The 12,064-nt window shown below is 47.7% G+C and carries 12 protein-coding genes; 7 read left to right on the plus strand and 5 right to left on the minus strand.

From position 1 onward, the window contains the following. Positions 1 to 22: 22 nt before the first annotated feature. Positions 23 to 526, minus strand: coding sequence for a DUF3836 domain-containing protein (locus tag AAE250_RS21450; RefSeq protein ID WP_294603560.1), 504 nt, complete (start codon positions 524 to 526; stop codon positions 23 to 25). Between the two features lie 454 nt (positions 527 to 980). Here AAE250_RS21450 and AAE250_RS21455 point away from each other — a divergent pair, with 454 nt between their 5' ends. The 7 genes from AAE250_RS21455 to folK all read left to right on the plus strand — a co-directional run bounded on the left by AAE250_RS21455 (position 981) and on the right by folK (position 6,529). After that, a complete protein-coding gene (locus AAE250_RS21455; RefSeq protein ID WP_294603557.1) occupies positions 981 to 1,883 on the plus strand; it encodes a class I SAM-dependent methyltransferase in 903 nt (300 codons plus the stop codon). A 64-nt stretch (positions 1,884 to 1,947) separates the two neighbouring features. Then, positions 1,948 to 2,829: a cell division protein FtsX gene (locus AAE250_RS21460; protein WP_294603555.1), complete on the plus strand. Its 882-nt coding sequence runs from the start codon at positions 1,948 to 1,950 to the stop codon at positions 2,827 to 2,829. Positions 2,830 to 2,866: 37 nt separating this feature from the next. Continuing rightward, complete coding sequence (locus AAE250_RS21465; protein ID WP_294603553.1) at positions 2,867 to 3,109, plus strand: DUF3098 domain-containing protein; 243 nt, start codon at positions 2,867 to 2,869, stop codon at positions 3,107 to 3,109. 36 nt (positions 3,110 to 3,145) lie between these two features. Beyond that, positions 3,146 to 3,946, plus strand: coding sequence for an undecaprenyl-diphosphate phosphatase (locus AAE250_RS21470; protein WP_294603550.1), 801 nt, complete (start codon positions 3,146 to 3,148; stop codon positions 3,944 to 3,946). A gap of 21 nt (positions 3,947 to 3,967) precedes the next feature. Beyond that, entirely contained in the window at positions 3,968 to 4,675 is a 708-nt protein-coding gene (truB, locus tag AAE250_RS21475; protein ID WP_294603547.1) for a tRNA pseudouridine(55) synthase TruB, read from the plus strand. Between the two features lie 20 nt (positions 4,676 to 4,695). Next, a complete protein-coding gene (gene queA / locus AAE250_RS21480; protein WP_294603544.1) occupies positions 4,696 to 5,754 on the plus strand; it encodes a tRNA preQ1(34) S-adenosylmethionine ribosyltransferase-isomerase QueA in 1,059 nt (352 codons plus the stop codon). Positions 5,755 to 6,037: 283 nt separating this feature from the next. After that, complete coding sequence (gene folK / locus AAE250_RS21485) at positions 6,038 to 6,529, plus strand: 2-amino-4-hydroxy-6-hydroxymethyldihydropteridine diphosphokinase (RefSeq protein ID WP_294602617.1); 492 nt, start codon at positions 6,038 to 6,040, stop codon at positions 6,527 to 6,529. Positions 6,530 to 6,533: 4 nt separating this feature from the next. On the opposite strand, the gene AAE250_RS21490 is transcribed toward folK, so the two are convergent. The 4 genes from AAE250_RS21490 to AAE250_RS21505 all read right to left on the minus strand — a co-directional run bounded on the left by AAE250_RS21490 (position 6,534) and on the right by AAE250_RS21505 (position 11,657). After that, positions 6,534 to 8,279, minus strand: coding sequence for an ATP-binding protein (locus tag AAE250_RS21490; protein WP_294602614.1), 1,746 nt, complete (start codon positions 8,277 to 8,279; stop codon positions 6,534 to 6,536). A gap of 79 nt (positions 8,280 to 8,358) precedes the next feature. Next, on the minus strand, positions 8,359 to 8,850 hold the full coding sequence (locus AAE250_RS21495) for a hypothetical protein (RefSeq protein ID WP_294602612.1): 492 nt from the start codon (positions 8,848 to 8,850) through the stop codon (positions 8,359 to 8,361). Between the two features lie 552 nt (positions 8,851 to 9,402). Next, a complete protein-coding gene (locus tag AAE250_RS21500) occupies positions 9,403 to 10,431 on the minus strand; it encodes an endonuclease/exonuclease/phosphatase family protein (protein ID WP_294602609.1) in 1,029 nt (342 codons plus the stop codon). Between the two features lie 44 nt (positions 10,432 to 10,475). Further along, positions 10,476 to 11,657 (minus strand): PDDEXK nuclease domain-containing protein, encoded by a 1,182-nt coding sequence (locus tag AAE250_RS21505; RefSeq protein ID WP_294602606.1) that lies wholly within the window; start codon positions 11,655 to 11,657, stop codon positions 10,476 to 10,478. Positions 11,658 to 12,064: the final 407 nt, after the last annotated feature.

Raw genomic sequence — 12,064 nt, forward strand, 5'->3', positions numbered from 1 at the left:
TTAGTATTGTTAATTTTAAACATTATTCTGCCATGGCAAGCAAATTGTCTACGTAGTTCTTCTTGTTGAAGCTTACCATTGTCAAATCGGACTTCTGTACGTCTTGATTGTAGATTCTGTAAGCTACCGGCATATTTTCGTCGTTCAACTCATAAACGCTTTGTTTTACGTCCTTGTCGAATGCTTTGTGAGACTGGTTCCAGCGTGCATAAGACATGGTGATTTCATCATTGCCGTATTGGTAAGTCATCTTGAAGTAGGGTACCCATGTATCTTTGGTACCATCCCACTTGGAAGCTTCCTTGCTGATGAGGCGTTTTTGGTCGTCATAGGTAAATTCATAACGCATGTGACGGTAAAGTTGTGAGCCGTCTTGCTTGAAGATGGTTTTGGCAACTACTAATTCGTTTTTCACTTCTTCATTAGTGATGAAGTTGCTGTCTTGTGCTTTCACTTCTGAATTCATAACACTTACGATAACCATTGCTACGAATGCGACTGCTTTGAATAAATTTGTAGTTTTCATAATCTTTATTTTTTAATTGTTACTGACTTTGTTTTATATATAAGACGTCGTTCTCAGTTGAAAAGTTGCATTGCTGCTTGTTTTCTTTTCGAACGCCTTCGCCTAATAATAGTCAATTCTCATGCCAAAGTATTAATGCGTTGATAATCAGATGAAATGATGTTTCCCAGACTGTCCATTATCGGACACTTGTCCGCTTAAGAACGGACAGTACGACAGACACTGGTGCTTGTCTTGACAGACACTTGTGTCTGTTGTCTTGAACACTGGCCTCTGTCCTGACAAAGACTGGTGTTTGTCGCGCTGAAGACTGGTGTCTGTCAAATGGGGTATTTCTCTTAAATCTCCTTAACGAAAGCCTTGTAAATCACTTTTTATTTGTTATTTTGCACCAAATTTAGGTATAGTGTGGCCTGTCGGTTCGGGCTGCACTTCCTTATTGGCTGAACGTTCGATGAATAAATTCACTATAAAAGCTTGTCCGTTATGTGGTGGGACGCATTTGGAGCGTGCCCTTACCTGTGTCGACCATTATGCTTCGGGCGAGATGTTCCACTTGTGCCGTTGTCAGGATTGCGGATTCCTTTTCACGCAAGACTTTCCTGTAGAGGCTGAGATAGGACGCTATTACGAAACTCCCGATTATATATCACATTCCGATACCCGGAAAGGAGCGATGAACTCCGTGTACCACTGGGTGCGCAGCTATATGCTGGGGCGCAAGGCGCGCCTGGTAGCCCGCGAGGCACACCGCAAGGAAGGCCGCCTGCTGGACATCGGTACGGGCACCGGCTACTTTGCCGACACCATGCTGCGCCGCGGCTGGCAGGTAGAGGCGGTGGAGAAGAACGAACAAGCCCGCGCCTTTGCCAAGGAGCACTTCAATCTCGACGTAAAGCCTGACACGGCTTTGAAGGATTTTGTACCCGGCAGCTTCGACGTCATCACCCTGTGGCACGTCATGGAGCATCTGCAGCCGCTGAACGAAATCTGGGAAACCTTGTACTCCCTGCTGACTGAAAAGGGGGTACTGATTATAGCCGTACCCAACTGTTCGTCGTTCGACGCCAAGAAGTACGGCGCCTACTGGGCTGCTTACGATGTACCCCGCCATCTGTGGCACTTCACTCCGGGCACCATCCAGCAGTTTGGTTCCAAGCATGGATTTATCATGGCAGAGCGCCATCCCATGCCGTTCGATGCCTTCTATGTGTCGATGCTGACGGAGAAGCACATGCGGCATTCGTGCACTTTCCTGCGGGGAATGATTACCGGTACGCTGGCCTGGCTCAGTGCGCTGGTGAAGAAGGAGCGGAGCAGTTCGATGATATACGTGTTCAGGAAGAAGCAGAAATAGGGTGGTAAAGTGATAAGGTGATAGGGTGATAAGGTGATAAAGTGGTAAACGATTAATAAAGCGGATGAAAGCGAAAGGTAAAAACAACTCGGTATCTTATTTTGATATGCAGTTCATCACGTCCAGCATCAGTACGACGTTGGTGTTGCTGCTGCTGGGGCTGGTGGTGTTCTTCGTGCTGGCGGCGCACAACCTTTCCGTGTACGTGAAGGAGAATATCAACTTCTCCGTGCTTATCAGCGATGATATGAAGGAGAGCGACATCCTGAAGCTGCAGAAGAAGCTCGATAAAGAGGTCTTCGTGAAGCAGACCGAATACATCTCCAAAAAGCAGGCACTGCGCGAGCAGACTGAGGCGATGGGCACAGACCCGCAGGAGTTCCTCGGCTATAACCCTTTCACGGCATCCATCGAAATAAAACTGCATTCGGACTATGCCAACTCAGACAGCATAGCCAAGATAGAGAAACTGATCAAGAAGAATACCAATATCCAGGAGGTGCTTTATCAGAAGGATCTGATAGACGCCGTGAACGATAATATCCGCAACATCAGCCTGCTGTTGCTGGGCCTGGCGGTGATACTGACGTTTATCTCCTTTGCGTTGATAAACAACACCATCCGCCTTGCCATCTACTCCAAACGTTTCCTTATCCATACCATGAAGCTGGTGGGGGCGAGTTGGAGTTTTATCCGGCGTCCGTTCCTGCGGCGCAACCTGTGGATTGGCGTGCTGGCAGGTGTCATAGCCGACGGCATTCTGTGGGCGGCCGCCTACTGGCTGGTGTCCTACGAACCGGAACTGATCAGGGTGATTACGCCGGATGTGATGATGCTGGTATCTGTGTCCGTGCTGGTGTTCGGCGTGCTTATTACGTGGTTGTGCGCGTTGCTTTCTATCAATAAGTATTTGAGGATGAAGGCGAGTACGTTGTACTACATATAGAGTCATACAGTAAAATCGTTATAATAGTAATATACAGATGAATAAACAGAAATTCGCTTTTGATAAGACCAATTTTATCCTGCTTGCCATCGGCATGGCAGTGGTAATCATCGGTTTTCTTCTGATGACCGGCCCGGCGTCTACCCCGACGACTTTCGAACCGGATATCTTCAGTGTGAGACGTATCAAGGTAGCTCCGGTGGTTTGCCTGCTGGGCTTTGTGTTCATGATATATGCCGTGCTTCGCAAGCCCAAGAGCAGCGGAGCGGAGGAGCAGTAAACTTACAAACTTAATAACTCATAACTCATAACTCAGATGGAGTGGTTTGAAGCGCTTATCCTTGGGCTTATTCAGGGATTGACGGAGTATTTGCCGGTGAGTAGTAGCGGACATCTTGCTATCGGTTCGGCTTTGTTCGGAATAGAAGGAGAAGAGAATCTGGCTTTCACGATAGTGGTACACGTGGCTACGGTGTTCAGCACGCTGGTGATACTGTGGAAAGAGATCGACTGGATTTTCAAGGGACTGTTCAAGTGGCAGATGAATGCCGAGACGCGTTACGTCATCAACATCCTGGTGTCCATGATACCTATCGGCATTGTAGGCGTATTCTTTAAAGATAAGGTGGAAGCGATTTTCGGTTCGGGACTGGTCATTGTAGGCTGCTGCCTGCTGCTGACTGCCTTTCTGCTGGCTTTCTCCTATTATTATAAGCCGAAGCAGAAGGAGAATATCTCGATGAAAGATGCCTTCATCATCGGACTGGCGCAGGCATGCGCGGTGCTTCCGGGGCTTTCCCGTTCGGGCAGCACCATTGCCACCGGATTGTTGCTGGGCGACAATAAAGCCAAACTGGCACAGTTCTCTTTCCTCATGGTGATTCCTCCCATCCTGGGCGAAGCCTTGCTGGACGGAATGAAGATGATGAAAGGTGAAGCCATCGCAGGCGACATCCCGACGATCTCACTGGTAGTAGGCTTCCTGGCCGCTTTCGTTTCGGGCTGCCTGGCTTGCAAGTGGATGATAAACATCGTGAAGAAGGGCAAGCTGATTTACTTCGCCGTCTATTGTGCGATAGCAGGTGGTGCAACGCTGGTTATCAGCCTGCTGAATTAAAAAAGAACATTAAAGTATAGGATGAATTTTAAAGAAGGAGAAGTAATCTACTTCAATAAACCGCTGGGTTGGACCTCGTTCAAAGTCGTGGGACATGCGCGTTACCACATCTGCCGGCGGATAGGAGTAAAGAAGTTGAAAGTCGGCCATGCCGGTACGCTCGACCCGCTTGCTACGGGTGTGATGATAGTCTGCACAGGCAAGGCCACGAAGCGGATAGAGGAGTTTCAGTATCATACGAAGGAGTACGTCGCCACCATCCAATTGGGCGCTACCACCCCCTCTTACGACCTGGAACATGAAATAGATGCCACCTATCCCACCGGGCACATCACCCGTGAGTTGGTGGAAGAGACTTTGAAGACGTTTGTAGGCGAGATACAGCAAGTGCCGCCCGCCTTCTCGGCCTGCATGGTGAACGGCAAACGCGCCTACGACCTCGCCCGCAAGGGAGAAGAAGTGGAGTTGAAGCCCAAGTTGCTGGTCATCGACGAGATAGAGTTGCTGGAATGCAACCTGCCCGAAATCAAAGTCCGCGTGGTGTGTAGCAAAGGCACCTACATCCGCGCCCTGGCACGTGACATCGGCGAAGCACTGAATAGCGGCGCCCACCTCACAGCCTTGGAACGTACCCGCGTGGGCAACGTCCGCATAGAAGACTGCCTGAACCCGCTCGACTTTAAAGAGTGGGTGGACGCGCAAGAGATAGAAACAGAAGAAGATAAATAACATTTAAAGAAAGAATAGATATGAAACTGTCGCAATTTAAATTCAAGCTTCCCGAAGAGAAGATAGCTTTGCACCCTACAAAGTACAGAGATGAGTCGCGCCTGATGGTGCTTCACAGAAAGACAGGTGAAATCGAGCACAAGATGTTCAAGGACGTCCTGGAGTATTTCGATGACAAAGATGTGTTTATCTTCAACGACACCAAGGTGTTTCCCGCCCGTCTGTACGGAAACAAGGAGAAGACCGGTGCCCGCATTGAAGTATTCTTGTTGCGTGAGTTGAACGAAGAGCTCCGCTTGTGGGACGTACTGGTAGACCCTGCCCGTAAAATCCGCATCGGCAACAAGCTCTATTTCGGTGACGACGACTCTATGGTAGCCGAAGTGATAGACAACACCACTTCACGCGGCCGTACCCTCCGCTTCCTTTACGACGGACCGCACGACGAGTTCAAGAAAGCCCTCTATGACCTGGGTGAGACTCCGCTGCCGCACAGCATCATCAACCGCCCCGTAGAGCCGGACGATGCCGAGCGTTTCCAGTCTATCTTTGCCCGCAACGAAGGTGCCGTGACGGCTCCCACTGCCAGCCTGCACTTCAGCCGCGAGCTGATGAAGCGCATGGAAATCAAGGGTATCGACTTTGCCTACATCACCCTGCATGCCGGTTTGGGTAACTTCCGCGACATCGACGTAGAAGACCTTACGAAGCACAAGACCGACTCCGAGCAGATGATTGTAAACGCCGAAGCCGTGAAGGTGGTGAATCGTGCCAAAGACCTGAACAAGCAGGTTTGCGCCGTAGGTACTACCGTGATGCGTGCTATTGAGAGCACCGTCAGCACAGACGGCCACCTGAAGGAGTACGAAGGCTGGACGAACAAGTTCATCTTCCCGCCCTACGACTTCACCGTTGCCAATGCCATGATCTCCAACTTCCACATGCCGCTCTCCACGCTGCTGATGATTGTAGCTGCCTTTGGCGGTTACGAGCAGGTGATGGAAGCCTACAACGTAGCGTTGAAGGAAGGTTACCGCTTCGGTACGTATGGGGATGCGATGCTGATAACGGACAGGTAAATGATAATTTAGCGCAGCCAAGCATCAGCGCAGCAAGCCTGAAAAGCTTTTATCTATTAGCCCAGGGCAACGCCCTGGGTAAGAATGCGCCTCTATCTTTGCGCCCTGAAAGGGCAAAAGCCCGTGTGTTTTATCTTATGCCCTTTCAGGGTGTAAGGTGAGGGGACGTTCTTAAACCCAGGGCGTTGCCCTGGGCTGATAGATGAAAGCCCTTCAGGCTTGCTGCGCAAGTAATCCGAATGGAAACCTTGCTCCAGCGCTACGCTGGTAAATTCCTATTTATATGACCATTTATTTCAGTCTTGGAACCAATCTCGGCGATAAGGAGCAGAACCTCCGTACCGCTGTTCAGAAGATAGAAGAGCGGATAGGGAAAGTCGTTTCCCTTTCCGCTTTTTATGCTACTGCCCCGTGGGGCTTTACTTCGGAGAACACGTTCCTCAATGCTGCCCTTTGTGTGGAGACGGATGGGCGCTTGCAGTCCGACGCATCCTTCACTGCCGAAGAAACAGTCTTTGCCGTGCTTCGCGCCACGCAAGAGATAGAGCGCGAAATGGGGCGTGCCCATAAGTCTGTAGGTGGTGTGTACAGCGACCGCGTGATAGACATCGACCTGCTTCTTTGTTTTGCCCCTGACGGTACACCTGTTTTGCTCGATACCCCCGAACTGAAACTTCCCCATCCGCTGATGCACGAGCGCGATTTCGTGATGTGTCCGCTGGCGGAGATTGCACCGGAGGTGGTGAGAGATATCTCAGGTGGTCACATCCGATGATGTATCATAGTTGCTCTGCAACTACCAATTCCCATCCCTTGAATATCAGTGTGATGAGTCCCAATTCCGTACGCCCTTTGGTGTGGGCTACTTTCTCGTCTGCCGCATAGCGTTTCAGTTGTTCTGCAGCTTCCTGCTTCAACCGGATGATATCAGCTTCCGAGGCGTCACGCCGGGCATACTTCACTTCTACGATATAGCTGTAGGCAATGTCCGGCTGATGCAGCAGGTCTGGCATCATGTAGAAGTCGGCGTAGCCTTTGGACGATTCGTGTTCGGGAAAGAGGACATAGCCTTGTGTCAGTCCAAGATACGCCAGCAGGAATCCTTTGATGTGCGCTTCCCCATCGATAAACTCGCGGATGGCGCTCTGCCGATCCAGTTCGCCGGCGAAGAAGCGGAAGACGGGCTCCCATTCGCCGTCATAAGCCATTGCCATGACTAAAGAGGACAGGTGGCTGATGTCTATATTGAAAATAGATGCTTTGCTGTAGGCTTCCACCAGATAGGTGTAAAGTTGTTCGCGGACAGTCAGGTTGGGGATTCCAAGTACAGGAGTTCCACGATAAACGCCCTGTATGGACAGCATTCCGAAGTAGAACAGCAGGCTCTTGAAGTTCTCCGTATCAATCATCTTTTCAGCCGGAAAGGAAGTGGTAATCTGTGCCGTAATGCTGCCATCCGCCACAATCTGCTGGATGACGGAGGCATTCGCACCGAACGTCTTGTCTATCTGCACCAGATGGCGGAGCTTGTTGTAGTCGGTACGGATATTATTGTCGATCATCATTTCAGGAGGCAACCCCTGCTGTAAGTAACTGTTCAGGAAGTAGAGCGTCATATCGGAATTGAACATCCGCTCCTCCAACTTTCGGGAAGAGAAGCAGTAATTATCGTACCATGGTTTCATCAGCTCCAACAGCCCCTCCATCGTGACGTCTGCCGGCAACACGCCTTCATCCATATAGTACGTCACCATCTTTCTTACTTCATCCTCGGTGAAACCAATGACGGCATTGAACTGTGGAGACATGCTGATATTCGTACCGATATTGAAACCGCTCGTCACGTCATCCATCGTTATGGGGCTGACGCCGGTAATAAAAAGTCGCTCGATGGCAGCATCGGCATTCGAGGTGGAAGCCTTTATGGTATTGAAAAAGCCGCGGATAAAGCCGTCGCCATGCATTTGCTTCCTATAGTTGTCCTGGCCATAGGAGGAAAGGATGGTGTTGGTGAAGTTATCGTACTCATCAATCATCAGGTAGATACGAGGGCAGTTCGTGCGGCTGACGTATTCCTTCAAAGAGGACAGCATCTGTCCGGGATCCGTTTCCTCCCGCTTCACCACTTCCCAAACTTTGCTACCCATCAGATGCTCGTACTTCAGGATAAAGTTCTTTATCACCATGCAGCAGTATTCTCCGAACTTCGCTTCAAGTTCTTCCAGGCGTGCCTTGACTTCAGAGAAGTTGAATCGTAGTACCATATAGCTGCTATGGTCTTCGGTGGGGTGCTGGCCGATATACAGGTCTCCGAAGAGTTCGTCGAAGTTCGCTGCATAGTCGATGCTGTAGTATGTCTCGAGCATAGCCAGAAACAAGGACTTTCCGAAACGTCGCGGGCGAATCAGAAAGATGTAGGATGCTTGACGTTCAAGTGATTCGATGAACTGCGTCTTGTCCACATAGTAATAGTTCTTCCGTATGATGCGGGGGAAGTCCGATATTCCATAGGGTAATGCTTTCATAACTATTTAGCTTTTAATGTTTCCACAGAGCAAAGATAACAAAAACGAACGGCATAGAGTTGGTGAAATTTCCATTTTATTACCTATTTGCGGAATAAACCTTCTTTCTTTTGAAGAGGTGATTCAGAAAAGACCATATCTTTTTGTCTTTTCTGCGTGTTACGCATCCCATATCTTTGGTCATCTTTGCACTTAGGCTTGTTATCTGATTCGCGAGGGATGCCAGGCTTTTTAAATCTTTCCTAAGTATTGCTTCTTTGCGGTTGAAGGAACGAATATCCTCCAATAACTGGTCATTGATTTCTTCTGATTTTTCATACTCCTTGTAAAGCCAGTTCAGATGACTGACGGGAACTCTTTCGATTGTTCTGTCGTCAGGGAAAGACTCTATCCTGTTAAAATGGAGGAGTTTGTCAATCTCGTCAGTATCGACGAGGGGACCACTGTTATCATCCAGATTACAGTCTAAAGAGGAATATGATATATAACGAAGTCTTATCAGTTCGTATATCTGTTCCTCTGCGATGCCGTATTTTTCGGCTGCGGATTTTATTGAAAGCCAGTTTGCCATATAAAGATTGAATTTGAGTTGCATGATTAATCCTTATGAGGCTATTGTGCTTCTTATGAAAGAGGTACGGGACATTACTTCATCCTGAAAGTCAGGTATGTGGCGTACCCTTAACGCAGGTTGAGTAAGCCCGTACCAATAATTGATACTAAAAAGGAATATGCTTAACGAAGTCTCATCTGACTGTATATCTGTTCCTTTGTGATACTGTACTTTTTCAGCTGCGGATTTTATTGAAAGCCAAATAGCCATATAGAGATTGATTTTGAGTTGTACAATTAATCCCTATACGGCTATTATGGTTTCTATAAGAGAGGTACGGGGCATTACTTATCCAAAAAGCTAGGTATGTAGCGGCACCCTGACACATGGACAAGTAAGCCCGTACCAATGCAGATACAGGCTGTACTCATCCGGTGTGTCATAAAATCGCTACATTTTAGCTCTACCGGAGAGAACTGCGTATATTGACGTAAAACTTACGTCGCTTTCAAGTTCTGTTGCAAAGATACGTATTTTTTCATATCCTAACAACGAAAGTGTTTATTTGTTTTATTCTACCTCGAACGTCACCATTAATCCTTTGTGATCGGTAGGCCAGACGCCCTTCGGCAGCAAGAACTTGTCTTTGGACTTCTCCGCTATCCGTTGGTTCTTGACGATACTTCCTTGCGGGCCGAAAATGACGGCATCTTTCAGCCGGATGGCGGGATGCGGGTAGTAGAACACGTAATCTATGCGGTCGCGTTCGTCGGATTTCGGGGCCCAGGTCAGTTTCTCTGTGGGGATTAGCGGATTATCGGCAGGGAAGGTGAAGCCGGGGTAGGCAAGTACGTCCGGATATAGGGTGCGGTAGGTGTCGATAAATCCGTTATTGTCCAGCAGCAGGGGAACGGTCCAGGGGATGATGAGGCCGTTGTGGTCGTAGAGGTCTTTGGTTTCGCGTATCCAGTCCAGGTGGGAGGGTTCGTTGAAGTCTCCACCCAGAATGACGATGGTTCCTTCGTCGATGTCCTGGCGGGCGGCGGTGATGAAGTCTCGGATGGCATCATCGCGCAGGGAGGCGTCGTTCACTTCCAGCACTTCGCGCACGGTTTGTGGAACGGGGATTTCTTCCCAGGTGGAGCCGTCGTAGCCCCGCACGTTGTAGTAGGCGTCGTTCAGATAATCCAGGTGCGCGGTGTAGACGGCTATCTTGTGACCGTTTATCTTGCTGGTCATCTTGTAGATGCTTCCGTGGTCGTCCTTTTCGGGGAATACGGTCAGGGAGTCGGTGATGGGGTGGCGGCTCAGCAGGCCGGAGTCGTAGCTGTAGAAGGAGTAGTAGGTTTCTCCGCTCGACTTCAGCGACTGTACGATGCGGTCGCAGAAGCGGGTGTTGTGGTAGTTCCTCACTTCGCTGAAGGTTACAAAGTCCGGCTTCAGGCGGATAATCTCATCTACAATGGCATCATATCCTCCGGACACTTTCGTCCCTTCTTGCCAGATGTTCCATTGCAGCACGGTGAATTCACTCTTCTCCTGGCTCTTGACCAGGGCGGGTGCCAGCAGCAGCAGGCACCATAAGATCAGTTTTCTCATGATGATATTTAGAATAAGGATTTGTGTATCTATGTTTATCATTGCTACAGCAATTTTTTCAGTTCTTCGATATCGGGTAATGTCTTTCTTAATCGCTCAGGCATGTCTGTTGCAGTTTTATAAGTTGCTACTCCCATTGGTTTGTCATAGTCGCGTACTGCATATTCTACATATGCTTTATCTGCACTTTTGCAAAGCACGATGCCAATTGAAGGGTTTTCGGTTGGTTTGCGTACAAAATCATCGAGTACGCGAAGATACATATTCAGTTGCCCTAAATAGGCCGTTTTGAATGGTCCTGTTTTCAATTCTATTGCTACTAACGATGATAATTCCCGGTTGAAAAACAACAGATCGATAATATGTGTATGCCCAAGTGCCTCTATTCGGTATTGATTTCCAACAAACGTAAAGTCACTGCCAAAAGTCATAATGAAGTTCTTGATATTCTGAACGATTTTCTGTTCAACAATATGTTCATCGACATCTTCAATATCTCTTGCTCCCAGTTCCTCCACGTTGATAAAGTCAAGTACATATTCATCCTTGAATGCCAATATTGCCCGTTTGGCAAATTCGGCTGTAGACAACTTATCTATAAAGTTATTTGGAAGCAGGCTCTGATTGTGGAATGTATCTGCTTTCATCATTTTCTTCAAAGCATCTACTTTTAAATGTTCATTAGCGCACAACTGAATATAGAAATATCGTTCTTCCAGTGTTTTAACTTGCGACAAGATTGCATAATGATGGGAGAAGCCAATCGTAAAGAATGCTTCTATAGGGAAATCTTTAAAATTTGGTAGTTGTAATTGGCGAATTTCCTCATATAATGTTTCTGCTATTGGTAAATCGTCAGTTGTAACTGACGATTTAGTATTTGCAATTTTCTTTGATAGTTGTAATTCGTCAGTTGCATCTGACGAATTACAATCAAGTATATTCCAACTTTCATAAAAGATACGTATCATTTTAAGGTTGGTTTCTGAAAAGCCTCTCAGTCCGGGTAACTCTTTCTGTAGTCTGTCACTTATGTAAGCGATAGCTCCTTTACCCCAAAAGCCATTGCGAGAATTCTTAGAGATATAGCGGCCTATGCCATAGTATAGAGCCAATTGTTCTTTGTTTACAAGCTTTATAGCTTGATACTGACTTTGTAAAATAGCTGTCTTAATTGTTTGGACGGCAATTGTATATCTTGCTTCTAATGAGTGGCTCTCTTTCATGATAATGCTTAGAATAAGGATTTTGTGCAAAGATAGGTATTTCCGCCCGAAGTGACGCACGTTATTATTACTATGTATCTAACGATAATCTCACAAGCTTTTTTGAAACTTAATCCTGCTTTCGGTAAAAAATAGAGAGTGGTATTTTGTCTGTAAGAGATAGATTTCATACATTTGCACCCGAAACGGAGAAGTGTCTTTGTTCAAATTTTATTGGAGATAATATTGTAAGAAGCGTTGTGCTTCATTCTTGTAACTGAAAACCTAGGAAATTTTCAAGTGAACACGAGAATGGCATAGTGGTTTCCTACGCTGATTTCAGCGTGGGTCTGCTGTCCATCTATCCGTGTTCACAGGTTTTCCTAGGACCTTCAGTTACAGATAGTGGCACGCAGTTCCACGCTTTC

It is taken from the genome of Bacteroides sp. GD17 (genome assembly GCF_038448625.1).
GTDB lineage: Bacteria > Bacteroidota > Bacteroidia > Bacteroidales > Bacteroidaceae > Bacteroides.